The organism is Polynucleobacter sp. MWH-Braz-FAM2G (assembly GCF_018687635.1).
GTDB lineage: Bacteria > Pseudomonadota > Gammaproteobacteria > Burkholderiales > Burkholderiaceae > Polynucleobacter.
This window is the reverse complement of sequence record NZ_CP061300.1, coordinates 113,748-139,656: the sequence shown is the minus strand read 5'-3', so window position 1 is coordinate 139,656 and position 25,909 is coordinate 113,748. Positions and strand designations below refer to the sequence as shown.

General features: G+C 42.1%; 25 protein-coding genes and 1 tRNA gene. 14 read left to right on the top strand and 12 right to left on the bottom strand.

Annotated elements, in window-relative coordinates; genetic code table 11:
• Positions 1 to 26: 26 nt before the first annotated feature.
• The 9 genes from FD973_RS00785 (at position 27) to rmuC (ending at position 9,787) form a co-directional block, all read left to right on the top strand.
• The gene (locus tag FD973_RS00785) at positions 27 to 1,301 is read left to right on the top strand and encodes an FAD-dependent monooxygenase (RefSeq protein WP_215323763.1); all 1,275 of its coding nucleotides are present in this window, start codon (positions 27 to 29) and stop codon (positions 1,299 to 1,301) included.
• Positions 1,294 to 2,010: a DsbC family protein gene (locus tag FD973_RS00780; protein WP_251368792.1), complete on the top strand. Its 717-nt coding sequence runs from the start codon at positions 1,294 to 1,296 to the stop codon at positions 2,008 to 2,010. Before FD973_RS00785 ends, FD973_RS00780 begins: the two co-directional genes overlap by 8 nt.
• Before the next feature lie 5 nt (positions 2,011 to 2,015).
• Entirely contained in the window at positions 2,016 to 3,797 is a 1,782-nt protein-coding gene (locus tag FD973_RS00775) for a M61 family metallopeptidase (protein WP_215323762.1), read from the top strand.
• A 6-nt stretch (positions 3,798 to 3,803) separates the two neighbouring features.
• Entirely contained in the window at positions 3,804 to 4,559 is a 756-nt protein-coding gene (locus FD973_RS00770; protein WP_215323761.1) for a uracil-DNA glycosylase, read from the top strand.
• Between the two features lie 286 nt (positions 4,560 to 4,845).
• Positions 4,846 to 6,162 (top strand): glutamyl-tRNA reductase, encoded by a 1,317-nt coding sequence (gene hemA, locus FD973_RS00765; RefSeq protein ID WP_215323760.1) that lies wholly within the window; start codon positions 4,846 to 4,848, stop codon positions 6,160 to 6,162.
• Positions 6,163 to 7,242: a peptide chain release factor 1 gene (gene prfA / locus FD973_RS00760; RefSeq protein ID WP_215323759.1), complete on the top strand. Its 1,080-nt coding sequence runs from the start codon at positions 6,163 to 6,165 to the stop codon at positions 7,240 to 7,242.
• Positions 7,243 to 7,245: 3 nt separating this feature from the next.
• Complete coding sequence (prmC, locus tag FD973_RS00755; protein ID WP_215323758.1) at positions 7,246 to 8,088, top strand: peptide chain release factor N(5)-glutamine methyltransferase; 843 nt, start codon at positions 7,246 to 7,248, stop codon at positions 8,086 to 8,088.
• Between the two features lie 94 nt (positions 8,089 to 8,182).
• Positions 8,183 to 8,491: a Grx4 family monothiol glutaredoxin gene (gene grxD, locus FD973_RS00750; RefSeq protein ID WP_215323757.1), complete on the top strand. Its 309-nt coding sequence runs from the start codon at positions 8,183 to 8,185 to the stop codon at positions 8,489 to 8,491.
• Between the two features lie 21 nt (positions 8,492 to 8,512).
• Positions 8,513 to 9,787 (top strand): DNA recombination protein RmuC, encoded by a 1,275-nt coding sequence (gene rmuC / locus FD973_RS00745; RefSeq protein ID WP_215323756.1) that lies wholly within the window; start codon positions 8,513 to 8,515, stop codon positions 9,785 to 9,787.
• Between the two features lie 107 nt (positions 9,788 to 9,894).
• Here rmuC and FD973_RS00740 read toward each other — a convergent pair whose 3' ends face one another.
• Positions 9,895 to 10,479, bottom strand: a complete 585-nt coding sequence (locus FD973_RS00740; RefSeq protein WP_215323755.1) for a phasin family protein — start codon at positions 10,477 to 10,479, stop codon at positions 9,895 to 9,897.
• A 195-nt stretch (positions 10,480 to 10,674) separates the two neighbouring features.
• Here FD973_RS00740 and FD973_RS00735 point away from each other — a divergent pair, with 195 nt between their 5' ends.
• Entirely contained in the window at positions 10,675 to 12,000 is a 1,326-nt protein-coding gene (locus tag FD973_RS00735) for an MFS transporter (RefSeq protein ID WP_215323754.1), read from the top strand.
• Here the strand turns inward: FD973_RS00735 and FD973_RS00730 are convergent.
• Positions 11,997 to 13,502 carry a tetratricopeptide repeat protein gene (locus FD973_RS00730; RefSeq protein WP_215323753.1) on the bottom strand — a complete coding sequence of 502 codons (1,506 nt, stop codon included), beginning with the start codon at positions 13,500 to 13,502 and terminating at the stop codon, positions 11,997 to 11,999. The two genes, FD973_RS00735 and FD973_RS00730, sit on opposite strands and share 4 nt — an antisense overlap.
• 208 nt (positions 13,503 to 13,710) lie before the next feature.
• On the opposite strand from FD973_RS00730, the gene FD973_RS00725 reads away from it, so the two are divergent.
• Both FD973_RS00725 and FD973_RS00720 read left to right on the top strand, forming a co-directional pair.
• A complete protein-coding gene (locus tag FD973_RS00725) occupies positions 13,711 to 14,274 on the top strand; it encodes a hypothetical protein (RefSeq protein WP_215323752.1) in 564 nt (187 codons plus the stop codon).
• 403 nt (positions 14,275 to 14,677) lie between these two features.
• Positions 14,678 to 15,412: a hypothetical protein gene (locus FD973_RS00720; protein WP_215323751.1), complete on the top strand. Its 735-nt coding sequence runs from the start codon at positions 14,678 to 14,680 to the stop codon at positions 15,410 to 15,412.
• Positions 15,413 to 15,473: 61 nt separating this feature from the next.
• On the opposite strand, the gene FD973_RS00715 is transcribed toward FD973_RS00720, so the two are convergent.
• From FD973_RS00715 to petA, 7 genes are all read right to left on the bottom strand, one after another.
• Positions 15,474 to 17,663 carry a tetratricopeptide repeat protein gene (locus FD973_RS00715; RefSeq protein WP_215323750.1) on the bottom strand — a complete coding sequence of 730 codons (2,190 nt, stop codon included), beginning with the start codon at positions 17,661 to 17,663 and terminating at the stop codon, positions 15,474 to 15,476.
• Between the two features lie 157 nt (positions 17,664 to 17,820).
• Positions 17,821 to 17,896 (bottom strand) — tRNA-Thr (locus FD973_RS00710).
• A 17-nt stretch (positions 17,897 to 17,913) separates the two neighbouring features.
• A complete protein-coding gene (locus FD973_RS00705) occupies positions 17,914 to 18,321 on the bottom strand; it encodes a ClpXP protease specificity-enhancing factor (protein ID WP_215323749.1) in 408 nt (135 codons plus the stop codon).
• A 29-nt stretch (positions 18,322 to 18,350) separates the two neighbouring features.
• Positions 18,351 to 18,962 (bottom strand): glutathione S-transferase N-terminal domain-containing protein, encoded by a 612-nt coding sequence (locus FD973_RS00700; protein WP_068320223.1) that lies wholly within the window; start codon positions 18,960 to 18,962, stop codon positions 18,351 to 18,353.
• A 98-nt stretch (positions 18,963 to 19,060) separates the two neighbouring features.
• Complete coding sequence (locus FD973_RS00695) at positions 19,061 to 19,834, bottom strand: cytochrome c1 (RefSeq protein ID WP_371816865.1); 774 nt, start codon at positions 19,832 to 19,834, stop codon at positions 19,061 to 19,063.
• 41 nt (positions 19,835 to 19,875) lie between these two features.
• Positions 19,876 to 21,276 (bottom strand): cytochrome bc complex cytochrome b subunit, encoded by a 1,401-nt coding sequence (locus FD973_RS00690; protein WP_215323748.1) that lies wholly within the window; start codon positions 21,274 to 21,276, stop codon positions 19,876 to 19,878.
• A 10-nt stretch (positions 21,277 to 21,286) separates the two neighbouring features.
• Positions 21,287 to 21,889 carry a ubiquinol-cytochrome c reductase iron-sulfur subunit gene (petA, locus tag FD973_RS00685; protein WP_215323747.1) on the bottom strand — a complete coding sequence of 201 codons (603 nt, stop codon included), beginning with the start codon at positions 21,887 to 21,889 and terminating at the stop codon, positions 21,287 to 21,289.
• A 137-nt stretch (positions 21,890 to 22,026) separates the two neighbouring features.
• Between petA and mscL the strand changes: the two genes are divergently transcribed.
• Positions 22,027 to 22,449, top strand: a complete 423-nt coding sequence (gene mscL / locus FD973_RS00680) for a large conductance mechanosensitive channel protein MscL (protein ID WP_215323746.1) — start codon at positions 22,027 to 22,029, stop codon at positions 22,447 to 22,449.
• Between the two features lie 24 nt (positions 22,450 to 22,473).
• On the top strand, positions 22,474 to 23,646 hold the full coding sequence (locus tag FD973_RS00675) for a Do family serine endopeptidase (RefSeq protein WP_215323745.1): 1,173 nt from the start codon (positions 22,474 to 22,476) through the stop codon (positions 23,644 to 23,646).
• A 15-nt stretch (positions 23,647 to 23,661) separates the two neighbouring features.
• Here FD973_RS00675 and FD973_RS00670 read toward each other — a convergent pair whose 3' ends face one another.
• Genes FD973_RS00670 through FD973_RS00660 form a run of 3 tightly spaced genes read right to left on the bottom strand, consistent with a single transcriptional unit; the run spans position 23,662 to position 25,907 of the window.
• A complete protein-coding gene (locus tag FD973_RS00670) occupies positions 23,662 to 24,396 on the bottom strand; it encodes an amino acid ABC transporter ATP-binding protein (protein WP_215323744.1) in 735 nt (244 codons plus the stop codon).
• 39 nt (positions 24,397 to 24,435) lie between these two features.
• Positions 24,436 to 25,104 carry an amino acid ABC transporter permease gene (locus tag FD973_RS00665; RefSeq protein ID WP_215323743.1) on the bottom strand — a complete coding sequence of 223 codons (669 nt, stop codon included), beginning with the start codon at positions 25,102 to 25,104 and terminating at the stop codon, positions 24,436 to 24,438.
• Positions 25,105 to 25,115: 11 nt separating this feature from the next.
• Complete coding sequence (locus tag FD973_RS00660) at positions 25,116 to 25,907, bottom strand: amino acid ABC transporter permease (RefSeq protein ID WP_215323742.1); 792 nt, start codon at positions 25,905 to 25,907, stop codon at positions 25,116 to 25,118.
• Positions 25,908 to 25,909 lie beyond the last annotated feature (2 nt).

Here is a 25,909-nt window from a genome sequence, read left to right as displayed (position 1 = left end):
GGTGCTTGTTTCGATATCATCGAGTTATGTCAGAAGTTCACACTAAACACCCCTCCAAACCTTTAACCCCACACCCCCAAAACCGGACCGCGGACGTGATTGTGGTCGGCGGAGGCATTGTGGGCAAGGCATGCGCCCTAGGTCTTGCACAGCAAGGTTTTCAGACAATAGAGATTGCCCCTGATTTGGGACAAACCATCCCCAGCCCACAAGGCAATCAATGGGGCCAGAGAATTTATGCATTCTCTCCCAGCACCCAAAAATTATTAGCCCACCTACAAATTTGGGACGCAATAGATCATGATCGACTGCAGACGGTCAGAGATATGCGAATCTATGGTGACAGGGGTGGAAAAGAGGACTGCCTTCACCTTTCAGCATTTGAAGCGGGAACACCTCAATTAGCCTGGATTGGCGAATCCAACCTAATTGAGCACACAATTGATCAGGCTTGTCGTTTTCAAAATAAATTGGAACGAATCAGTGATGCCGTAGAAAAGATTGATGTTGATCCTGAAAAAACCACCCTGCACCTAAAAAACGGTGGAACACTCAGTGCAAAACTAGTGATCGCAGCAGATGGTGCGAACTCTCCAATTCGCAATGAACTTGGTATTAGCACCACCGAAGAAAGTTATTCACAAAGCGCTGTAGTTGCAAACTGGACTTGCACCTATCCTCATTTGGAAACCGCCTTTCAGTGGTTTTTACCAGGCGGTGATATTGTTGCCATGCTGCCTTTACCAGGGAAGCAAGTTTCGATGGTTTGGTCTACTTCTCCTGAGCATGCTGCAGATTTATTAAAGTTAACTCAAGCGCAATGGTTAGATCAATTTACATCTATTGCCAATGGAGCAATTCCAAAACAGTTAGGCGAACTCACACTGAACTCAACACCAGCTGCCTTCCCTTTAAGAAAAATTCGCGCCCAACGTTTTATCGGTCCCAAAGCTTCTCCGAGAGTAGCATTGATCGGAGATGCAGCACACGTCATGCACCCACTAGCTGGACAAGGCCTCAATCTGGGTTTACGAGATGTAGCAGTACTGCTGAATACTTTGAGCAAAAGAGAACCCTTTCGCCAACCTAATGATCTAGTATTACTGCGACGTTATGAACGTCAACGGCAGGGAGACACAAGCGCACTTTTGTGGGTCACTGACAAACTAAAGAAATTGTTTTCTGCGACCAGCAATACAGAACGCCAACTTCGTAACTGGGGATTAGGTCTTGTAAATAAAAGCCACTTTATAAAACAGCACTTGATTGAACGCGCTTTGGGAGAAATTGATTTTGAATAAATTGTTAACTGCAATTGCATTTATCGGGGCAACTTTCATTTGCGTAAGCCCACTTCATGCTCAACAAGAGCAACAAGTAAAAACTGAAATCCAAAAAAAACTAGGCACTAATGCAAAAGTAAAAAGTGTTTCTCCAGCACCCGTATCAGGTCTTTATGAAGTATTGGTGGGCAATGATATTTTTTATACTGATGCCTCAGGAAAGTATCTTATTCAAGGTGAAATCATTGATCTTTCTACCGGTAAAAATATTACCGAACAAAGACAGGCAGACCTTAACCGTATTAAATGGAGTGAGCTAAACCAAGCGAATGCTATTAAGAATGTTCGCGGTAATGGCAGTCGTCAATTAGCGGTTTTTTCAGACCCTAACTGTGGTTACTGCAAACGCCTAGAAAAATCATTACAACAATTAGATAACGTCACTATCTACACTTATTTAATACCGATCTTATCTGCTGATTCGGCACAAAAGTCTAAACAAATTTGGTGCTCCTCTGATCCTTACAAATCCTATATTGACTGGATGGTCAATGGTGTTGCGCCAAGTGGTAAAGGTGAGTGCAATGCACCTCTAGATAAAAATTTGGCGTTTGCCAAAACATATGGCATCACTGGCACCCCCACTTTATTTTTTACTGATGGCAGTCGCTTTCCTGGGGCGGTTCAAATCACTGATATTGAGAAGAAATTTAATTCACTGAAATAAATACTATGAGCACTGTTGATTTGCCTGCAATTCAATACACAGTCTGGCCAGCGGATCTTCATGCCCATCGCTTTCGCGTTAAACTACATATTGCAAACCCTAATCCAAGCGGTCAGATTTTACAAATGCCAGCTTGGATACCAGGAAGCTATTTAATTCGCGATTTCAGTAAACATATTGAGACCATTGAAGCCTACTCCGCTTCAGATAATCATAAAAAATTGATGCTTGAACGCATTGATAATGATCATTGGCAATTGCCTCCGAGCAAAGGTCCAGTCGAAGTGCTAACGACCGTTTATGCATTTGATTCATCGGTGCGTGCGGCTTATCTTGATACAGAACGTGCATTTTTTAATGCAACTAGTCTGTGCTTGGCCGTTAATGGACAAGAGCACTTACCATGCTCACTAGCTATTGTTCCGCCAAAGTTGGCATTTGCCGATCACTGGACTGTGCAGACCACCTTAAGAGCAGCCAAAACTGATGAACGTGGGTTTGGTTTTTATCTCGCAAAAAATTATGATGATTTACTAGACCATCCAGTTGCTATTGGAGAATTTCAACTGGTGCACTGGGAATCAAATGGCGTACCACATCGCATGGCAATTCAAGGATGCAACCACATTATTGATGCCAAACGCTTATCGCAAGACTTACAGGCAATTTGCTCGACCACCATCAACCTCTTTGAGCCAAAAACAAAGCAGGCCCCCTTTAGTGAATATCTTTTCATAGTAAATGCTGTTTTGAATGGCTATGGTGGTCTCGAACATCGCAATAGCACTGCATTACTCTGTAGACGAGATCAGATACCCCAAGAAAACATTCTCTTTGAAGAGTCTGCTTATAGAGAATTTCTGGGCTTGTGTAGTCATGAGTATTTCCATGCATGGTTAGTCAAGCGCATACAGCCAAAGGCATTCCAGCCCTATGACCTATCCAAGCGAAACCATACCCGCTTGCTTTGGATATTTGAAGGCTTTACCAGCTACTACGATGACCTTCAGTTATTGCGAAGCAAGCGAATTGACCTCAAAACATATTTAAATTTGGTTGCGGACAATTGGAATGCCATTCTGCGCGGACCTGGACGTCAGAAACAGAGCCTGGCCGACAGCTCGTTTGATGCTTGGACAAAGTATTACCAAATCGACGAAAACACTCCCAACGCGGTTGTCAGCTACTACGGGAAAGGTGCCTTACTAGCACTGGGCCTAGATTTACAAATCCGCGCATTCACAAAAAATCAACAATCCCTTGATGACTTAATGCGCTTGCTTTGGAAAAGGCATGGCGTTAACTCTGACGGACTTACCGAGGATGGTCTAGACCATTTAGTTTCTGAATTGCTCGGCAATGGTTTTAATAAAATCTGGAACGAAATAAAGGCACGCTATATTTTTGGCGTTGAAGATATTCCACTTCAAAAATGGATTGCTTCAAAGCTGATCTCCGTAGAAGAAAAATCTCATACCGCATTAGCAAAATTAAAATTGCAGCTTGGAATGCGACATACCGATGCCAATGGTTGGCTCAAGGTTACCCATGTACTCGATGGTGGCATTGCGCAAGCTGCAGGCTTAGCTGCTGGAGACTTACTAGTTAGCATTGATGGTCAGCGTGTCACGAATGCACGCTGGGATAAAGTTCTAGGCAGCCTCTCTGAAAACACTCATGTTCGCATCACCTTCTTTCGAGATGATCTTGAGTATGAGCGCATGGTATCGCTCCAAAATATTGCCGTACCAACACAATATGAATTAAAACCTAAGAAAGCAGCTTAATAGAAATTGAAGCCTCTATTTTCAAAGGACGATATTCCAAGTGATTGGCGTGAACTATTGCACGACTACTTTGAGTCAACAGACTGGCAATCATTAACGAGAAATTTACAAGCTGTTTTAGATTCCAATCCCCACTTAGTAAGACCTGAGCCTCATAACTTTTTTAAAGCACTAAAGCTCTGTCCAGTGAATTCAGTAAAGGTGATTATTTTGGGACAAGACCCTTATCACTCACCGGATTTAGCACAAGGTTTAGCATTTTCTATACCTGCAGATATTGCTCCTAACTCACGCGTATTTCCTAGCTCTCTTCGGAACATTAGCAAGGCGCTTGCTCTGGAGGGATTTGGTCAACTGCCCCATGGTGATTTACATCACTGGGCAAAACAAGGGGTGCTACTTCTCAACACTGCTTTAAGCGTCAAATTAGGCGAGGCAGGTAGTCACACCAATTTGGGCTGGAAGAGCTTAATTGACTTCTTAATTAGCGCCCTTGCCAAGCAAAAACCCCATTTAATCTGGATGCTATGGGGCGGTCATGCTCAGTCAAAGCTACCCCTAATTAAAGATGGCGTTGATCAATTAGTTATGCAATCCTCCCACCCATCTGGCTTAGGCGTATACAAAACTGATAAGCCATTTTTGCAGCCTGGAGGCAAAGGTAGTTGTAGGCACTTTACTGATGCCAACAAATGGTTAGAGGGCCATAATTTGATACCCATTCGTTGGGTGGAAAACTCTCAGACAGATTTATTTAGCTAAAGCAGCAAAAATACCGCCTACGGCGGAGGCCGCAAAAATAGCGCTGGCCCATTCTAGAATTTGGCCAGATTGAAAAAACCCTAAAAATTGGCCCAAATATGAGCTAAGAGCTGCAGCTACAAATCCCAGCGTAAGGGCGATGAAAATTTTCCCAGATCTAGCCCCTCTGGATGGTCTGGGATAAAAAATCCAAGCAGATACCCCAGAGATACTCCCAATCACCAGAAAAGCCAAAAACCCCATTCATACCCCCATTAATACCACTATCAAATCTATAATCCCCATTATGAAGTTGTTAGCCCTTGGCATCAATCATCACACAGCGCCGGTAGCCATTCGGGAAAAAGTCGCTTTTGACCCTGAATTTCTTCAAGAAGCGTTACACGATCTTCGCCAACATTTGGTTGGCGCGAATCACGCTGGGCTCCCAGAAGCAACGATTTTGTCAACTTGCAATAGAACTGAAGTCTATTGCGCTGCTAATGACGAAAATGCAGCAGGCGTTCTTCATGAGGCTACTTTCGACTGGTTAGCTAAAACTCAAAAGCTAGCTCCAAGCAGTCTCGAGCCACATATTTATTCTTTGCCACAATCGGATGCGGTACGACACGCATTTAGGGTTGCTTGTGGATTAGATTCGATGGTGATTGGTGAGACCCAAATTTTGGGTCAAATGAAGGATGCCGTTCGAACCGCAAATGATGCTGGCGTTTTGGGAACATACCTGAATCAGCTTTTCCAAAAAACCTTTGCAGTTGCTAAAGAGGTTCGGGGCTCTACCGAAATTGGTGCGCACTCTATTTCCATGGCAGCAGCTTCAGTGCGTCTCTCAGAGCGTATCTTTGAAAAAATTTCTGATCAGAAAATTCTATTCATTGGCGCTGGCGACATGATTACCTTATGTGCAACGCATTTTGTTGCACGTAAACCAAAAAATGTAGCGATCGCAAATCGCACTATTGAACGCGGCCAAGAGCTCGCAGATTCTATTTCAGCACAAGATGTGCAAGCAGAATCATTTAAGTTATCTGAATTACCAAGTCGTTTACATGAATTCGACATTATTGTTTCTAGCACTGCTTCATCCCTACCCATTATTGGACTAGGCATGGTTGAGAGCGCTCTAAAGCAACGCCGCCACAAACCGATGGTGATGATTGACTTAGCAGTACCTAGAGACTTTGAGCCTGAGATTTCCAGGCTAGATGATATTTACCTATACACAGTTGATGACTTAGGAGTCATGATTCAGACTGGTACCAACTTGCGTCAAGCCGCTGTAAGTCAAGCTGAAGTCATCATCGAAGATCGCGTTGATAACTTTATGCATTGGATGCAGGCTCGCAATGCTGTTCCACTCATTCAGGATATTCAGCAGCAAGGTGAACGCTTACGCCAACTAGAATTAGAACGCGCGATGAAGCGCCTTATGCGTGGGGATGATCCACAGGAAGTGCTCAACGCAATGGCTCAAGGTCTAACAAACAAATTTTTGCATGGTTCACTCCATGCTTTGCAACACTCTAATGGCGCTGAGCGTGACGCCTTGATTAAGTTGTTACCTAAATTATTCGCCTCGCATTCAAAGCCAGAAGACCATTAGATGAAGCCCAGCATGCGGGCTAAGCTAGACCACCTAGATACGCGCTTAGCCGAACTCAACTCCCTTTTAACCTCCGAAGAAGCCACTAAAGATATGGATTCTTATCGGAAGCTCACACGCGAACATTCTGATATTGCGACCGTAGTAGAGCAATTTAGCCTTTACAAGCAAGCCGAGGCAGATGCCCAAGCGGCAGAAGAAATGCGTAAAGATCCTGAAATGAAAGATTTTGCGGATGATGAGCAAAAACAAGCTTTAGCTACTATGGAAGAGCTTGAAAGCACCCTCCAAAAACTACTACTTCCTAAAGATGAAAACGATGAGCGCAATGTCTTTTTAGAAATTCGTGCAGGAACTGGTGGTGATGAAAGCGCACTTTTTGCAGGCGATCTGTTAAGGATGTACACCCGCTTTGCGGAGCGCCAAGGCTGGAAAGTAGAGATTGTCAGCGCCGCTGAATCAGATTTGGGTGGTTATAAAGAGGTTGTATTACGCCTAGTTGGTCAAGCAGTCTACTCTCGTCTCAAATTTGAATCGGGCGGTCATCGCGTGCAGCGTGTCCCACAAACAGAAACCCAGGGCCGCATACACACTTCAGCTTGTACTGTCGCTGTGATGCCAGAGGCAGACGAGCTTGAAGCAGTCAAAATTAATCCCGCTGAATTGCGTATCGATACTTTCAGAGCATCTGGTGCTGGCGGTCAACATATTAATAAAACTGACTCTGCAGTACGTATTACACATTTACCAACTGGCACAGTGGTTGAATGCCAAGATGACCGCAGCCAACACCGCAATCGCGAACAGGCGATGAAGGTATTGGTGTCTCGCATCATGGACGCCCGTGAACGTGAGAAACATCAATTAGAAGCGCAGACTCGCAAATCTCTAATTGGCTCAGGGGATCGTAGTGATCGTATCCGCACCTACAACTTTCCACAAGGACGCATTACCGATCACCGCATCAACCTCACTCTTTACAAAATTGATGCCATGATGGATGGCGATTTAGATGATTTATGCAATGCCCTTGCATCAGAACATCAAGCGGAGTTGCTTGCAGCACTAGGCGATAACTAAACAATGGATGGAAGTCTGAGCCTGCGCTCTTTATTAAATGCATCCATGCTTGCAGCGTCAGAGGCAAAAATCCTCATGGCTCACATTCTTGAGAAACATTATCAGCTTCCCCGCTCCGCCCTATTATCGCGGGATGATCTGCAATTACATTCAGAAGCAATGGCGGATTGGCAAAACCTTGAATCTAGACGATTGGCTGGAGAGCCAATAGCCTATCTAATTGGTAAACGAGGATTTCATAATATTGAGCTCTATGTAGCTCCTGGCGTTCTCATTCCACGCCCTGAAACTGAATTGCTAGTTGAAATTGGCTTACTTGAAATAAACCGTATTGGTGACTCGGCAACGGTTCTAGATTTAGGCACTGGCTCTGGCGCCATTGCGCTAGCGATAGCTCATGATGCAGTCCAAGCTAAAGTGACTGCCATCGATCAATCACCGGAGGCTTTAGATATCGCCAAAATAAATGCCAACCGATTAAACATGGCATCTCGCGTTCGATTTATTCATGGAAACTGGTATGAACCCCTGGAGACTGGTGCATCTTTTGACATTATCCTTAGCAACCCCCCATATATAGCCACCCATGACGCACATCTTGATCAAGGCGATCTCCGCTTTGAACCTCGATCTGCCCTTACCGACCAAGGAAATGGTCTTTCTTGCATAGAAACCATTATTTCTGGGGCTATGGAATATCTCAATCCAAATGGTCTCATTGCTGTTGAGCATGGCTTTGATCAATCAGATGCTGTAGTGACCCTCTTAAAAATGGCGGGATTTCGCGATGTCCAAGCGCGACTGGATTTGGCTGGCCATTATCGCGTGGCCTCCGGCAGAAAATAGACTGGAATAACCCTTTTCTACATTAGGTCTTAAAATCTATTCATACCAATTTGCTAACCGTCTTTAAAAAAGACCGCCTTACTAGAAAGAATTTATGGATACCCAAGCTCAAATTAAAGAAATCGTTACTAGCCACCCTGTTGTGTTGTTTATGAAGGGAACTGCGCAATTTCCGCAGTGTGGATTCTCTGGCAACGCAGTCAATATTTTGCGTGCTAGTGGCGTAGAAAAACTGCATACCGTTAACGTTTTAGAAGACGCAGAAATTCGTCAAGGCATCAAAGAATATGCCAATTGGCCCACTATTCCACAGCTCTATATCAATGGTGAATTTATTGGGGGCTCCGACATCATGACCGAAATGTTTCAGTCAGGTGAACTCCAAAAGCTCATTAAAGCCTAATAAATCCTCAGTCTGATTTCTGTGACTTTCGATTTAAGCTCTCTTTTACTTTTTGGCCTGCCAGTTGTAATTTGTGCAGGCCTTCTAGTTTATGTATTCAATCTTCGCTCCGCCCTCTCTCGCGCAGAACTGCAAACCCAAACGGAAATTGCCCTCACTCAAAGTCTTCGCGATGAACGTGATCTAGCAATACAAAATGCTATTCGGTTAGAGGCTGAATTAGACTCTGAACGCAAACAAGGGCTCGGAAGAATTGAATCGTTAAACGAAGCTAAAGAAGCTCTTACAAATCAATTTAAAAACCTAGCCAACGAAATCCTAGAAGATAAATCTAAACGTTTTACCGAACAAAATACAGCCAACCTCGACGCTTTACTCAAACCACTACAAACCAAGCTTGCTGAGTTCAAAGAACAAGTCAGCACATCTTATGGGAACGAAGCACGTGAGAGGCACGCACTCAAAAGTGAAATTGAGCGTTTAGCTAACCTTAATTTACGCATGTCTGATGAAACACGCTCACTGACGCAAGCGTTAAAAGGGGACTCTAAGGTTCAAGGAAATTGGGGCGAGTTAGTACTGGAATCCATTCTTGAATCTTCTGGTTTACGTAAAGGCGAAGAATATGTTGTTCAAGACAGCCACACCCAATCCGATGGCTCTCGCTTACAGCCTGACGTAGTGATTAAATTACCTGAGGGCAAGAGTCTAATTGTTGACAGTAAGGTTTCTATTACAGCTTATGCTCGACATGCAGAAGCCACAGATCCAGTTGTTGCAGAGCAAGAACTATCAGCACATATTCAGTCGCTACGTCAACATATTCAAGGACTTTCAGGCAAAAACTATAGCTCTCTATATGGCGCCAACTCAGTCGATTTTGTTTTGATGTTTGTCCCTATTGAACCAGCATTTTTACTAGCATTAAAAACTGCTCCTAATCTTTATCAAGAAGCCCTAGCCAAAAACATTGTGTTAGTTTGCCCAAGCACTCTTATGGCCACACTAAGAACTGTTGCGCATCTATGGCGACAAGATCATCAGAATCGCAACGCATTAGAAATCGCAAAACAATGTGGCAACCTTTATGACAAGTTTGTAGGTTTTGTAGATGATTTAGAGAAGTTAGGTCAGCGCCTAGATCAAGCACAGACTAGTTATCACGATGCTTTTAATAAATTGAAAACTGGTAAAGGCAATCTTATTCGGTCAGCTGAAAGGGTTCGCGAACTTGGTGTAAAACCCAGCAAAAATTTAGCAGCACCATTGCTTGAATCGTCTTCAGACTTTGAATAAATCTGTACAACCCTAAAAGCTTAGATTCATTTCTTCAAACAAAAATCCCACCTAGTTCTCACCAGGCGGGATTTTTTTATAACGTAGTGCTTAAACTAATACTCTAATTAAGCAGACTTACGGCTACGTGATGCAGGAGTAGCGGCTTTTTTCACTTGAGCAATTTGACCTTGCACAGTTTCGATTGCTTGATCAGCATTTTTTTCTGCTGTTGCAAAAGCTTCTTTACTTGCAGCACGGAACTGCTCAAAGCCTTGCAATGCGCTACCGTATACAGTCTTGAATGAAGATAAGAATGCATCAGAACCTGCAGGCGCATTTGCTGCAACAGTATTAATCCAATCTTGGAAACCATCTTGTAATTGATCAATGCTTGCATCAACAACATTTACAAATTCTTTATTGCTATCACGCAATACTTTGCTTACTTTCTTTTGGTAAGCAACAGCTTGATTACCAGCAGATTGCAATGCTTCAGCATTAAACAATTCAGTAACTTGCTTTGGATCCTTAGCTGTCAAAACTTGCTGAATGCTGTCTTGAGTATTTACTAATGCATCCTTAGAAGCCGCAAAGTTCAACTCGGCTAATTTTTGAGCATTTTCCAAAGCTGCTTCACTCAAAGAAAATGTAGCCTCGAGGCCTTTGCTGTTAATTTGTGACAACTTAGCGGTGATTTGATCTTGGTTCATGTATTTCTCCAGAAATTAAGTGGTACAACTAGTCAATTAAGTGCACGATTCAAGAAATGGAAACTTCAGACACCTTAAATATTGCACTGCACCATTAAACTGTAACTGATTGAAAATGACAAATCAAGAACTATTTGTTGCTATGCAACAAATTTATGGTAATTAATAAATAAATTCAATATAATCAATAACTTAATGAATAACCAAAGCACTCATTCCTATAGAAAAATTGCTATTGCGGCTTGTTTTGGCACTTTTTTAGAGTGGTATGACTTCTTAACATTTGCCACTCTGGCAGTAGTTTTTGCCCCCCTTTTCTTCCCCTCCACCGACCCCAATACAGCCCTTCTGGCAAGCCTAGCGACTTTTGGTGTTGGGATGGTTGTAAGACCCCTTGGAGCCGCAATTTTTGGGTCCCTAGGCGATCGCATAGGTAGAAAGCCAGTTTTCATGGTCACCATCGTATTAATGGGTATTGCTACTGTGAGCGTAGGATTTTTGCCTACCTATGCTCAAGTCGGAATTTGGGCGCCCATCTTGCTAGTAAGCTTGCGCCTACTCCAAGGACTCTCTGCGGGTGGAGAAATCGGTGGAAGCGCTGTTTATCTTACCGAGCATGCCGGCAATGAATATAGAGGGTTTAAAACCAGTTTTCTGCAACTCATGGGGCCATTGGGAATTCTCTTCTCTACCCTGCAAATTGCTTTGCTAAGAAACTTCCTCTCGCCAGAAGAATTCTTAACGTGGGGATGGCGCGTGCCTTTTTGGATTTCTATTGTGTTGTTATTAATTGCATTCAAAGCTCGCATGGCATTAGAGGAAACACCGGTGTTTTTAGAGTTAAGCAAGGCGAATCAAAAATCTGACAATCCAGTAATTAATAATTTTCGTGATCCGCTAATACGTAAGCGGATGTTTCTGCTTTTCTTTTGCATTTCCTCTGGAGGAGCTATCTTATTTTTTTGTGTCCAGGTATACACCGCAATTTTTTTGAAAACATCTGTGAAGTTACCCTCTGAGATAGTGGATTGGTTAAGTGTTTGGGCAATCATATGTCTTCTACCCCTAACGGTATTAAGTGGCTGGCTCTCCGATAAGGTGGGAAGGAAGCCAATTGTCGTCGGTGGACTCATACTAGGATCATTAATTACAACTCCAGCTTTTAACACCTTCCAGTCATTGGGGAATCAATTTCTGCAGCAGGGAAGTCTACTTAGCCTGCTACTAATAGGCGGGTTATTTAGCTGCCTATCATTTGCACTTGCTTTAGTAGTGGGGCCACAAACTGCATTGCTTGCGGAATTATTTCCTGCTAAATCACGTAATAGCGCTGCAACATTACCCCATAATCTAGCTGCTGGATGGATAGGCGGCTTACTACCACTGATTGTTACCTGGATAAACCAATATTGGGGAACGGATACGGCCGGCCTTTGGTATCCCACTATTTTCCTAGCATGCGCTGCTGTAGCGGCTTTTATATATTTGCCAGAAACAAAAAAGGTCAACCTCAATATTTAAGGGGCTGTAGTCTTCCTCTGCGCATATTCGCTTAAATCAATCTTCACCCTTTCTATAACCTCATCCCAGTTACCCGGCTGTTTTTGGTGATAGATTTTTGCAGTGGGATACCAAGGACTATCCGTTCTACCTCTCAACCATCGCCAACAAGAATCATAGCGATTCAAGATCCAAACAGGCTTTCCCAAAGCCCCCGCAAGGTGAGCTGTAGATGTATCAACAGAAATAATTAAATCCATGCACTCTATTAACGCAGCGGTATCTGAAAAGTCTTTAATGAGATAGGAGCAATTAATAATGCCTGGCCAGAGCTCATCTTTTCGTGACTTTAATTCAGACTCAGCTGGATCACCCTTCTGCAGACTATAGAAATCAACCCCTTGAATCTCCTGGAGCTTTGCTATTAGGTCAAGTTCGATATTACGACGATACCCCGCAAGATACCCGTCAGAATACAGCAGCCTAAAACCCCCACTCCAAATCACTCCCACTTTAATGTTTGATGAGGGCAGAATTTGGGACTGCAAAATTTTTCTCTTTTCTTCTTCCGCGTTTAAATATGGAATGTCACATGGAACTGAATCTAAAGTTGTGCCAAATAGCAAGGGAAGAGACAACAAAGGAGATTGAAAATCAAATTCATTCACCTGAAATACTAAATTTGATCTCAAATCACAAAATTTCTGAATGGGACTCAGGATATTTAAAAGAGCATCTGGAACTAAAAAGGTTATCTTTGCTCCAAGTCGGCATAAAAGCTCAATATATCTACAAAACTGAATGGTATCGCCTAGACCTTGCTCGGCCCAAATTAATATTTTCTTACCAGCAATGCCTTCGGTCCCCCGTAGTCTTGGTATTTCTAAATATTCAAACTTAACTGGATTAGACTTTGTCCATCTTGCTTCATAGTTTTGCCAACCCAATTCAAAGTTCCCACTTGCAAGCTGGCTTAAACCTTTTTGCCAATAGGCATCTACATATTGAGGATTGAGTGCGGTAGCCCTATCAAAATAACTCATTGCTTCTTGGTGGCGACCAAGCCATTCAAGAGCATTCCCCTTGTTGCAAAAAGCTTCTACATATTGAGGGTTAATGGCAATAGCTTTGTCATACCAGATAATTGACTCCTCGTAGCGGTGAAGGTCTTGCAATGCATTCGCCTTATTGTTATAGGTCTCTGCATAGCCAGGCATTAGTTGTATTGCAATGTCATAATTTTTTAAAGCCTCCTCATATTGACCCAATTCCTTCAGAATATTTCCTTTATTGCTATAGGCCACGCCATTTTGAGGGGTTAGTACAAGCACTTGATCAATTAAATCCAGTGCAGCCCTAAAATCAAACTTAAGAGCGGCAACAACCGACAAGAGCCTGAGAACATCAGCGTCTTTAGGGTTTGTATTTAATGCCCACAACAGCAAATCCTCTGCCTGCACGAGATCTTTATCATTAATACAATTCAATACATTCTGAAAAAAATTTGGATCAAGTTGGTTCATGAAAATTAACCAAGAATAATAAGATAGGCAAAGAAAATATGCCGATAAATACAACTTACACTAAGTTTAACAACTATTTATGGTGTCCAAATGAAATCAGAAATACCAATTAAGGATCATAATGACCTCTGTTGCAATATAAAAATTGCTATAAAGAAATGAATGGTAAAAATAAGACTTTAAGGTCTTTATCTAGCTAAAATTGATCATGAATAATATTTTTATACATCAAATTTTTTATGACGACATTTCAAAAAATTCGTTGGATCCTCAGTTAATTCCACTAGACAACACCAATGGTCCATCTGATTGGTTCGAATTTTACCCAATCATGGATTTCCTTCAGAAAACTAAATTGCAAGAAGATGCTTGGTATGGATTTTTATCACCCAAGTTTCAACAGAAAACCGGCATCCCAGCTTTTGAATTAATCAATATTATTTATCGATATGCCACGCATGCAAATGTAGCAATTTTTTCTCCCGCATGGGACCAGCTAGCATATTTTAAAAATCCTTTTGAGCAGGGCGAGTTTGCCCACCCAGGTCTACTTGAGATTTCACAGCAATTTATTAATGAAATATCGTTAAATATAGACCTAACAAAACTGGTAACTTACTCCTCTACATCAGTATTCTCAAATTTCATCATAGCAAAGCCTGAGTATTGGAATAAATGGCTACACATTGCCGAACAGTTTTACAAATTTTCACAAGAAAAAAACTCGGCGAAACATCTTATCTTGACTCAAGAAATAAATTGGGGCCAATGAAGGTTTTTATACAGGAAAGACTGGCTTCATTAGTTTTATCACAGGGCAACTTTAAAACACTAGCCTTAGATTTTGGTCAATCCGCCCCCATCTTCGACCAACTATTTGATAACAACCCAAGAACTAGAAAGATGCTCCAGACCTGCGATCTACTTAAGGAAAAATTTGTGTGCACAAAAGATGATTCTTATTTAAATATGTATTTAAAAATTCGCAATGAAATTCAATTTAAGCAGCCGCACCCAAAAGAAAAATACTTTATATAGTCGCCTAATTTTTAACCACACTATATTCAGCACAAATACACTACTTTTTGCTTATGAAAAATGTAAATATTTTCCAAATTTTTTACAGTGAACCGACCAAAGGGTCGAATGATCCGGGTTTTCTTCCATTAGATAATATGTCTAATCTTAGGCCAGACTGGAGAGAGTACTGGCCCATCAGAAATTACTTACTAAATAATCAACTTAATCCTGAGAGTTGGTATGGATTCTTTTCCCCAAAATTTAAGAACAAAACTGGATTGTCCGCTGAAGATTGTCTGAAGTTTATCAATAACCAATCAAATGAAGTTGATGTATTTTCATTTTCGCCTTTTTTTGATTTAGGCGCCTGGTATCAAAACAGCATTCTTCAAGCAATTCCTCAGCATCCAAATTTACAAATTCCAATGGAGGGCGCACTTAAAATATTAAGCTTTCCAGCTGAAATCAATGAAATAGTGATGCACTCTGGCAATAACATTTTCTGCAACTTTTTTGTGGCCAAGCCCAGATTTTGGAAAGTTTGGCTAGAAAAATGCGAGTTAATATGGGCAGAAGCTGAAGCCAATAAGACCCCAACTGCAAAAGGCTTAAATGCAATAGCCGAGGGGCACGATAGCCCAGCAGCAATAAAAACTTTTGTAATTGAAAGAATTGCATCGCTTATTTTGGCAACCGATAGCGACTGGAATGTAAAAGCTTATAACCCGCTAGAACTCCCATTCTCCAATGGCTTAATTTCGAAAGAACGTAATGCCTTAATACAAATGGACGCATTAAAAATGGCTTACGCCCTCAATGGAAAAGTAGAGTATTTAAATTTATATAAATCAATAGTAAACCTAGTAATTCAAAAACTAAGGCTTGAATAGACATAACCGGGCCCTATTCAATGAGCGCTTTCTTGTAAGCAAAAGTTTAAAAGCGCTTGAATTATATATTTCTATATTTTTCCAAAATAAAGCGTTCTAGCGCACGAATAGGTTCGATATCGTTATATAGAATATTGCGCTGATTAATTATTTTTTTGCTCATTTGATTACGGTATGAATCATCGTTGGCTATCCGCACTACAAGCTCTATATATTCCTCATCAGAATTGGCTATTAGCTCCGGAATCCCCATTCTCCTTAGAATTCCGCTGCCAAGACGCCCCCGCATAAAATTACCCTGTTTAGACACTACAGGCAACGCACAATCCATAGCCTGCATAACGGTATTAAAACCAGAGAACCCAATAGTATCTAGATAAACATTTGCGCTCTTCATAAGACCATAAAATTTATCAGCCTCAAGCCATGGAATAAAAACAATGCAATCATTAAATATCAAGCCAGCATCTTGAAAGACCCTTTCCAAACGCCCTTGCAATATTTTTGTCCAACTATCCTGTTGATTAAAAAATACTAACTTACATTTTCCAAGTTTTTTAACAATCTCAACCAATATCCAGTCATGCTGAGGTGCGTATTTAAATGGAGAACCGGGGCATAAAAGAATTGGGGTATTGGATTCAACTCCTAATTGTTTGACTTCAAACTCAGAAGAAACGATTGATAGAGGTGAATAGCTACAACCCAAGTTTGGCAATCGAATTAAATTTTCTGTATAGGCAGCTGAAGAATCTACAGACTCAAATAATTCGGCAGATAAGTAGTAGTCTACTGTAGGTAGGCCACTGGTTTCTGGATGCCCCCATGAAGCGATTTGTACTGGGGCAAGTCGCAGGCTAGCTAACTGGGTAGTCATTTGATGCATGCCAATCTCTGGATAAATCAACACATCAATACTTTTTTCACAAATAGCCGTCGCCCACCCTAGTAATGAATCCTGTTGCTCAATGAAGGAGGTCACAAGTGTTTGCGCAAGATGAGTTTCTTCATCGACTACACTTCCCAAATGAAATATATACACCTCAAACTTATTTTTATCTAGATTCTGAAGCCAGCCTTTAATAATCGCATGCCATACAGAGTGATTTCGAATATGGTCGCTAACAATACCAACCCTAATTTTTCCTGAATCTTTTTTTTCTACATGTTTCAGGTTAATCAGGTTTTGCCAACGATCCATAATCCGATTACAAAGATGGCCATATTTAGAAAGAATCTCTTTATTATTTAATTCTTGGTAGGCTAAATAAAAGGGTTGAGCAGTACCAATTACTTCATGAGCACCATCTAATTTTTCCGTAGTGAGCCATTGATTTAATTCTTCGAATTCTTTTGTGAATTTCGCTCTAAGCTCTTGTAAATTTTCAATATTCGGAAAGATGCTTGGTATATTCAGAAAAGGCATTGCCCATCTAGGGTTAAGGTAATCTGACTTAATCTCTATGGCTCTAGTGAATGACTTTTTAGCATCAGCCGTTTGACCTAACTCCTTTAGAATTACACCGCTATTAAAATAAGAAAGTGGATTATCTGGATTAAGTTCAATAACTTTATTACAACTCGCGAGGGCCTCTTCGAAACGCTTCAGTTCACACAAAATAGCACTTCGGTTAATATGAGCCTCTATTGAATCAGGCTTAAAGCTGATAGCTTTATCGACTGCATTCAAAGCATCGTCTAGATATTTAAATCGATAAAAAATATCTCCTTTATTCAGCCATGCTTGATCGGATTCGGGAATCAAATTGATTACCATATCAAAGGAGGCGATAGCATCTGGAAAATGCTTAAGCTCTTTATGCGCCAAACCTTTATTAAGATGAGCATCAGCATAATTTGGATTAATGCTTACCGCCCTGTCAAAACATTGAAGAGCAGATTCATGCTGCGACAAGCTAGAGAGAGCTCTTCCATAATTCATCCATGCGTCAGCATTATGTGGCGCCAATCCGACTGCTTTTTTATGATGAGCAATTGACTCTATTACCATTCCAGAATCTGTAAGAGCCTTGGCAAGGTTATATTCAATGGCTGCGTCATTTGGATTCAGTCGAGCTGCCTTTCCCAATAGATCAGCAGCCTCTTTAAATTTTTTCTGTGATGCCTTAATCAAACCCAAAATGTGTAACGCTGGTAGGTTTTTTGGCGCCTCTTTAATCACCCTATTCAGGATTGATTCCGCCCTCTCATAATTTTTGGACTGGAAAGCTTGAATAGCTTGCTGAAGCATTAATTGGATCTGCGGATTCATGAATTTATTTTATAACCGCTAGGCAGATCAGATAAGCGACTGAGTCTCATTTCATGAATGTAAATTACCACAGCCATCACTTAAACAGACAAGCTAAAGAAAAAGCCTCTAAATTAATTAGAGGCTTTTAATTTTTTGGTGCCCCTTGTCCGACTCGAACAGACCACCTACTGATTACAAATCAGTTGCTCTACCAGATGAGCTAAAGGGGCAATGGTGTTATTTTATCCTATTTCACAATCTTCAATGACGGTCTTCCAATTTTAGGCTTTTCTGACCCTTCATCAGCAGAGTCAGCAATATGAAGATCGCGACTCTGAGAGGGATCAAAAGGAAAAGACATGCCCTGACCATTCTCCCTGGCATAGATAGCCAAAACATGACTAACGGGAACCATAATCTTTCTTGGAACCCCTCCAAACCTTGCCTGAAAGCTTATCCAGTCATTCTCCATCTGAAGCTGATGACATGCCTCCAGCGAGAGATTTAGAACAATTTCATCATTCTTAACAAACTCCATAGGCACTTCCACCCTAGTATCCACAAAAACCGCTATGAAGGGTGTAAAACCAAAATCCGTGCACCACTGATGTAGAGCACGGATTAAGTAAGGTTTATTGCTTGGAATGTCAGACATGCCGACGAGTAATGAACCGCTATGGTTACTTAGCGGCGCATCACTTTCTCAGAGGGTGTTAATGCCTCAATGTAAGCAGGACGACTAAAAATACGTTCAGCATATTTCAAGAGGGCCGCCGCGTTACGAGAAAGGTCAATGCCATAGTGCTCAAGACGCCACAGCAATGGTGCAATTGCTACATCCAACATAGAAAACTCATCACCCAACATATATTTGTTTTTAACAAAAATTGGTGCCAATTGAGTTAAGCGATCACGAATTGCTAAACGCGCTTTTTCGTGCACTTTTTCTGCAGCTTTACCTTTTTCATTTTCCAAAGCAGCCACATGCACAAATAGCTCTTTCTCAAAATTGAAGAGGAAAAGACGTGCACGTGCGCGAGCAACTGGATCAGGCGGCATCAATTGTGGATGAGGAAAACGCTCATCAATGTACTCATTGATGATGTTTGATTCATACAAAATTAAATCGCGCTCGACCAAGATGGGCACTTGGCCATACGGGTTCATTACTGAGATGTCTTCAGGCTTATTAAATAAGTCGACATCACGGATTTCAAAATCCATGCCTTTTTCAAAAAGCACCAAACGGCAGCGTTGCGAGAATGGGCAATTAGTACCCGAGTACAACACCATCATAAATTTATTTCCTTAAATTTCTACTTCAATACAACAAACGCACATCAGTGTTACATCTTTTTCATTAACGGGTCCTATGCTAGGACCCGAAAACTAAATTAGTGAATATCTTTCCAATAAGCTTTATTGAGACGCCAAGCCAAAATAGTGAAGATTGCCAAGAACAATAGCACCACTACACCAAGGCGCTTACGCTCTAATTGCACTGGCTCAGCCATCCATGACATGAAAGCTACTAAGTCAGCAATGTTGTCGTCATACTCTTGTGGCTTCATCGTGCCCGGAGTTAACTGCTCAAAGCCAACAAATACCTTCTCTGTTCTACTTTCATCATGCGGATCTTTATGTTCCTCAAACTTAGCAGCACGCTCACCTTGTAGCTGCCAGAGAACATGTGGCATACCTACGCTTGGGTATACCAAATTATTCCAACCAGTTTGAGTGGTGTCGTCTTTATAAAAAGTGCGGAAGTATGTATAGAGCCAATCAATCCCACGAGCACGAGCCTCAACGGATAAATCAGGTGGGTTCTTACCAAAGAAAGCCTTACCTTCTTTGGGGGTCATTGAAATGGTCATCAAATCACCCACTTTGGCATCAGTCAAAATGAGGTTGTCTTTGATTTGCTGATCAGTCAAGCCAATGTCGCGCAAGCGGTTGTAACGCATGCTAGAAGCTGCATGGCAGTTCAAGCAATAGTTTACAAATAGCTTTGCGCCATTTTGCAATGAGGCATTACTACTCACACGGTCAGGTGCTTTATCTAAAGGAAAGCCACCTTCATTTGCATTGGCAGCAACACCAAAACCAAGGGCCGCAACCAATACTGTTGCTTGGCAGACGCCCATCAAAGTTTGCAGAATTCGTTTCATACTAATTCCTAATTTCTCTTTGCCAGTATCTCAGGCGTGAATTAATGGGACTTAAAAGTAACGCGTGTTGGAACAGGCTTGAACGTGCCAAGCGTGCTCCAAAACGGCATTGCCAAGAAGAAGCCCAGATAATAAATAGTGCATACCTGAGAAATCTTTTCAAACACTGGTGATGGAGGCTGGATGCCTAAGTAACCCAGAATCACAAAGCTCACCACAAACACACCATAAATATATTTATGGAACTGTGGACGATAGCGAATGGATTTCACCGGCGATCTATCTAACCAAGGCAAGAAAAACATGATCACAACAGAACCGCCCATGATCACAACGCCCCAAAACTTAGCATCGAACATATAGAAACCGCCAGCCAACACTACCGCAATGGCTGCACACACACCCTTAACCTTGATATCTTGAGTACTCTTGGCAAACATTCCAAGAATCACAGCCAAGAAGATCCACAATGGCAATAGGAAGTTGGTAGTTGTTGCACGCAACATTGAGTAAAACGGCGTGAAATACCAAACTGGGGCAATATGCGGAGGCGTTTGCAATGGGTTTGCAGGTATGAAGTTATTTGCCTCAAGGAAATAACCACCCATTTCTGGGGCAAAAAATACGATACAAGCAAAAATCATCAAGAAAACACCGAGACCAAATACGTCATGAACGGTGTAATAAGGATGGAAAGGGATGCCATCAACTGGATGACCATTCGCGTCTAAATTTTCCTTGATTTCAACGCCATCAGGATTATTTGAGCCAACTTCATGCAAAGCAATGATGTGAGCAGCAACTAAACCAATCAAGACCAATGGAATTGCAATCACATGGAATGCAAAGAAGCGGTTTAGGGTTGCATCACCCACCACATAGTCACCACGCAACCATAAAGACAAGTCTGGACCAATAAATGGGATTGCAGAGAACAAGTTCACGATAACTTGTGCGCCCCAGTAGGACATTTGACCCCATGGGAGCAAGTAACCAAAGAAGGCCTCACCCATCAAGCACAAGAAAATCGCACAACCAAAAATCCAAATCAATTCACGTGGCTTGCGATAGGAGCCGTAGATCAAACCACGGAACATATGCAGATAGACCACCACGAAGAACATGGAGGCGCCAGTGGAGTGCAGATAGCGAATCATCCAACCCCATGGAACTTCTCGCATGATGTACTCAACAGACTCGAAAGCCTTAGCAGCATCAGGCTTGTAGTTCATTACCAAGAAAATACCGGTAATGATTTGCAATGCCAACACAACAATCGCTAAAGAACCAAAAAAGTACCAAAAATTAAGGTTTTTAGGGGCGTAATACTCGGTTAAATGGGCTTTAATCGAGGATGTGAGGGGAAAACGCGAATCAACCCAGGCCAAGACCTTCTGCGCAACTGGAGCGTCTGCTGGGACTTCTTTTTCGTGGAATGCCATTTATCTCTCCTTAGGCCTTCTTATCATCACCGATCAGAATCTTGGTATCGCTCAAATACATATGTGGCGGTACTTCAAGGTTGTCTGGGGCTGGTTTGTTCTTAAATACGCGGCCTGCCATATCAAATGTGGAGCCGTGGCATGGGCAAAGGAAGCCTCCTGGCCAAGTACTTGGCAAAGAGGGCTGGGCACCGGCTTCAAATTTAGGGGTTGGCGAGCAACCCAGGTGGGTGCAAATGCCAACCACCACCAAGTACTCAGGCTTAATAGAGCGCCACTGATTCTGGGCATAAGGAGGCGTAAATTGAGCTGGATCACGCAAAGAGTCTGGGTCAGCCAATTCACCATCAATCTTCGATAGCTCGGCTACTTGCTCAGGGGTGCGACGAACCACCCATACTGGCTTACCGCGCCATTCAACCATTCTCATCTCATCTGGCTGCATGCCAGCAATATCGATTTCAACGGCCGCTCCGGCTGCTTTCGCACGCTCAGAAGGCTCAAAACTGTCCACAAAAGGGTATAGGGCTGCGGCAGCACCGACACCACCTACGGCCGAAGTGGCTATCAACCAATTGCGGCGATCCTTGTCCATACAGGGCTTGTCACTCATTTACAAAATTCCTAGAAAGGGTATTTATGGGTGGAAATTGCTTAAAGGTAGGATTTTAAAGTAAAAAGTGGGGTAAGCAAGAAAGTTATGGGGTTAATTTCGGGTTAATCTGTATCTAATACGAAAGAAAGGCATTTATGAGCGTTTTAAAAGAGTTTCGGGACTTTGCTGTAAAGGGTAATGTGATCGATTTAGCGGTCGGCGTGATCATCGGCGGAGCCTTTGGGAAAATTGTAGATTCCCTAGTAAATGACATAGTAATGCCCGTTATTTCCACCCTTTTAGGGGGTCATATTGACTTCACGAACCTTTTTATAGTGTTAGGGAGCATTCCAGAAGGCGTTCCCAGAACATTTGATGCCCTAAAAAAAGCTGGTGTCCCAATTTTTGCTTACGGCAATTTCATTACCATTTCCATTAACTTCATACTTTTAGCCTTTGTTATTTTTCAAATGGTTAAGGTTGTTAACAAGGTGCGTGTAATGGATGCGCCACCTCCTCCCCCCACCCCAGAAGAAATCACGCTATTGCGTGAAATACGCGATAGCTTAAAAAAATAATTATGGGTAGATTAAAAAATCAATATGTTTAATCGGCTTTGGCTGATGTTTGCTCAAGCGGTCACTATTCTTTTGGCCGCTTGGTTCATTGTGGCTACTCTCAAACCAACATGGCTATCCAATACGCCCATGAACTCAATAGTAGACAGCATCACCATAAAAGAGGGTGACTACGATAGTTCATCAAACAACCCTGGCTCTTATCATGATGCTGTAAAAAAATCGATGCCAGCAGTAGTCAATATTTTTACCACTAAAAGTGCCTCAAAACCAAAGACTAGAAAAGGCGCTGACACATCAGATCCTTTTTTCAAATTCTTTTTTGGTGAGCAACCGCCCAATGAAGAACCTAGCTCAAGTCTTGGCTCGGGCGTTCTAGTGAGTCCAGAGGGAATAGTCTTAACCAATCATCATGTCATTAGCGATGCAGATGATATTGATATTGCGCTTTCAGATGGTCGAAAAATGAAAGCTAAGATTATCGGCAGCGATCCAGAAACTGATATTGCAGTAATAAAAATTGACCCCAAACAACTTCCCCCTCCAATCACCTTTGGAAAAATTGAATCTGTAAAAGTTGGTGACGTTGTATTGGCGATTGGAAATCCATTTGGTGTTGGCCAAACAGTAACTTCAGGGATTGTGTCAGCCCTAGGTCGCGATCATGTTGGGATTAATACTTTTGAAAATTTCATTCAGACGGATGCCGCAATTAACCCCGGAAATTCTGGCGGCGCCCTAATTGACACCCGCGGGAATCTCATTGGAATCAATACTGCAATTTATTCAAATAATGGCGGATCTATGGGCATTGGATTTGCGATACCAGTGAACTTGGCAAAACAAATAATGGAGGCGATCATCAACAATGGTGGGGTATCACGAGGCTGGATTGGAGTTGAGCCTCAAAACCTCTCAAAGGAACTCTCCGAATCACTGGGTTTGCCTGCAAATACTTCTGGCATTCTAATCTCGGGTGTACTAGAGGGGGGTCCAGCAGCAAGGGGTGGAGTTAAACCTGGCGATGTTCTTATAGCCGTCAATGGCAATAGCACCAAAGATGTTAGGCAACTATTAAATCAGATAGCACAGATTGGCCCTGGTAATGAAGCAACGCTCAAAGTTTTACGCAAAGACAAAGAACTGGTTCTAAAAGTTCAAACTGGAAAAAGACCAAAACCCAAAACCACAAACTAGTTGAGAAAGGATTATTTATCCAGCCAATATTTTGGATAAAAAATCTTTTGCTCTTGGAGAGCGTGCATCAGGATTGCCAAAGAATTCTTCTTTAGCGCAATCTTCAACAATATGCCCATGATCCATAAAGATCACGCGATTACTAACTTTGCGAGCAAAGCCCATCTCATGTGTAACGCAACACATAGTCATTCCCTCGTTTGCAAGCTTGATCATCACATCTAGAACCTCTCCCACCATCTCAGGATCAAGAGCAGATGTTGGTTCATCAAACAACATTACTATAGGGTCCATACTGAGTGCGCGCGCAATTGCAACACGCTGTTGTTGTCCGCCAGATAATTGACCGGGAAATTTATCCTTCTGCGCAATTAACCCCACTCGCTCGAGATATTTCAAACCATGGGTTTTTGCTTCGTCAGCCGATCGCCCCAACACTTTGATTTGAGCAAGCGTTAAATTCTCGGTAATACTTAAATGTGGAAAAAGTTCAAAATGCTGAAACACCATTCCAACATGAGAACGTAGTTTTGGTAAATTTGTTTTGGGGTCGCGTAGACGAATTCCATTTACTGAAATCTCGCCTGATTGAAAAGGCTCTAATGCGTTGATGGTTTTTATTAGGGTAGATTTGCCAGATCCCGAAGGTCCACAAATTACCACCACTTCGCCCTTATTAATTGTGGTTGTGCAGTCAGTTAAAACCTGAAAAGCGCCATACCATTTAGAAACATTTTGAAGTTCAATCATGATGGTCTATATTTATTTAAGGGAAATATGTAATATTTTTTAACGAATGATGGCAACTTTTGCCTGAATAGTTCGCACGACTTTGGAAAGTGAAAAACAAATTACAAAATATGTTGCGGCAGCCAAAATGTAGGTCTCAATAGGACGCCCATAGTTCTTGCCAGCAATCTCAAAACCTTTGAGTAAGTCATAAGCACCAATTGCATAAACTAGAGAGGTGTCTTGAAACAAAATGATGGTCTGAGTCATAAAGACAGGAATCATATTTCTAAAGGCTTGTGGCAATACAACCAGTCGCATATTTTGACCATAGGTCATTCCTAGGGCTTCGCCAGCATAAACTTGACCTTTAGGTACAGATTGAATTCCAGCCCTGACGATCTCAGAGAAAAAAGCTGCCTCAAAGGCAATAAAAGTGATAGTTGCAGAAAGGTCTGCGCCTATTGGCTTGCCAATCAACATGGGTATTAATAAGAAAAACCACAAAATAACCATTACCAATGGTATGGAGCGCATTGTATTTACATAAAATGTTGCTGGATACACCAAAGTAGACTTTCCAGAAAGTCTCATCAGCGCTAAAAAGGTTCCTACAACAATCCCGCCAACAGTAGCAATGACAGTTAATTGAACACTAAAAAGCAAGCCCTTCAAAATGTAATTAGTGAAGAGTTCCCAGTTATAAAAACTTAGATCTAAGCTCAACATATCAAACCCATTTAATGAGCCAAATTCGCATCATTTGATGCGGCAATAAAACCAGGAATACGGCTACGTTTTTCAATAATAGCCATTACGCGATTTACAGCAAATGCAGAAAGTGCGTAAAGTGCTGTTACTGCAAGATAGATCTCCACTCCATGTGATGTTTCCTCTTGTGCCTGCATCGCAAATAATGTGAGCTCCGGGACAGACACCGCAAATGCCACCGAGGAGTTTTTAATCACGTTCATACTCTCTGAGGTGAGAGGCGGAATGACAATGCGCAATGCCATTGGCAAAATAACGTAACGATATGACTGAGCGGTTGTCAGACCCAATGCAGTTGCAGCAGCTCTTTGCCCACTAGGAAGCGACTGAATACCTGCACGAACTTGTTCAGCAATTCGGGCAGAAGTAAAAAACCCAAGGGCAATACTGACCAGCCAATAAGAAGGCAAAGACTTTAAAGGTAGTACAAAGGCAGGGATGACGTGATACCAAAGAAATACCTGCACGAGGACAGGAATATTGCGAAACAGCTCAACCCATGCAGTTGAAAATCGAACCAAAAAACGACTCAAGCCACCATTATCAGGCAACGTTCTGAGGGTACCCATCACAGCACCAACTACCAAGGCAATAGCAAGACCAAGACCTGCTACAGCCAAAGTCCAGCCCCAGGCTCGCATAAGCCAATCCAAATAGCTAGGATCTGCGTTTTGACCAAGCCCAAAAATTGAGGAGAAGCAGTGTTCAACCACTTCCCCATCTAAGGTGCTCTTACAAAAAACTCCTAAATCTAGAGCCATAA

Bases quoted from the DNA above. Each gene is read 5' to 3' on its own strand.
- FD973_RS00785 (WP_215323763.1), top strand. From the start codon at position 27: ATGTCAGAAGTTCACACTAAACACCCCTCCAAACCTTTAACCCCACAC.
- FD973_RS00775 (WP_215323762.1), top strand. From the start codon at position 2,016: ATGAGCACTGTTGATTTGCCTGCAATTCAATACACAGTCTGGCCAGCG.
- hemA (WP_215323760.1), top strand. From the start codon at position 4,846: ATGAAGTTGTTAGCCCTTGGCATCAATCATCACACAGCGCCGGTAGCC.
- prfA (WP_215323759.1), top strand. From the start codon at position 6,163: ATGAAGCCCAGCATGCGGGCTAAGCTAGACCACCTAGATACGCGCTTA.
- prmC (WP_215323758.1), top strand. From the start codon at position 7,246: ATGGATGGAAGTCTGAGCCTGCGCTCTTTATTAAATGCATCCATGCTT.
- grxD (WP_215323757.1), top strand. From the start codon at position 8,183: ATGGATACCCAAGCTCAAATTAAAGAAATCGTTACTAGCCACCCTGTT.
- FD973_RS00740 (WP_215323755.1), bottom strand. From the start codon at position 10,479: ATGAACCAAGATCAAATCACCGCTAAGTTGTCACAAATTAACAGCAAA.
- FD973_RS00735 (WP_215323754.1), top strand. From the start codon at position 10,675: ATGAATAACCAAAGCACTCATTCCTATAGAAAAATTGCTATTGCGGCT.
- FD973_RS00730 (WP_215323753.1), bottom strand. From the start codon at position 13,502: ATGAACCAACTTGATCCAAATTTTTTTCAGAATGTATTGAATTGTATT.
- FD973_RS00725 (WP_215323752.1), top strand. From the start codon at position 13,711: ATGAATAATATTTTTATACATCAAATTTTTTATGACGACATTTCAAAA.
- FD973_RS00720 (WP_215323751.1), top strand. From the start codon at position 14,678: ATGTCTAATCTTAGGCCAGACTGGAGAGAGTACTGGCCCATCAGAAAT.
- FD973_RS00715 (WP_215323750.1), bottom strand. From the start codon at position 17,663: ATGCTTCAGCAAGCTATTCAAGCTTTCCAGTCCAAAAATTATGAGAGG.
- FD973_RS00705 (WP_215323749.1), bottom strand. From the start codon at position 18,321: ATGTCTGACATTCCAAGCAATAAACCTTACTTAATCCGTGCTCTACAT.
- FD973_RS00700 (WP_068320223.1), bottom strand. From the start codon at position 18,962: ATGATGGTGTTGTACTCGGGTACTAATTGCCCATTCTCGCAACGCTGC.
- FD973_RS00695 (WP_371816865.1), bottom strand. From the start codon at position 19,834: ATGAAACGAATTCTGCAAACTTTGATGGGCGTCTGCCAAGCAACAGTA.
- FD973_RS00690 (WP_215323748.1), bottom strand. From the start codon at position 21,276: ATGGCATTCCACGAAAAAGAAGTCCCAGCAGACGCTCCAGTTGCGCAG.
- petA (WP_215323747.1), bottom strand. From the start codon at position 21,889: ATGAGTGACAAGCCCTGTATGGACAAGGATCGCCGCAATTGGTTGATA.
- mscL (WP_215323746.1), top strand. From the start codon at position 22,027: ATGAGCGTTTTAAAAGAGTTTCGGGACTTTGCTGTAAAGGGTAATGTG.
- FD973_RS00675 (WP_215323745.1), top strand. From the start codon at position 22,474: ATGTTTAATCGGCTTTGGCTGATGTTTGCTCAAGCGGTCACTATTCTT.
- FD973_RS00670 (WP_215323744.1), bottom strand. From the start codon at position 24,396: ATGATTGAACTTCAAAATGTTTCTAAATGGTATGGCGCTTTTCAGGTT.
- FD973_RS00665 (WP_215323743.1), bottom strand. From the start codon at position 25,104: ATGTTGAGCTTAGATCTAAGTTTTTATAACTGGGAACTCTTCACTAAT.
- FD973_RS00660 (WP_215323742.1), bottom strand. From the start codon at position 25,907: ATGGCTCTAGATTTAGGAGTTTTTTGTAAGAGCACCTTAGATGGGGAA.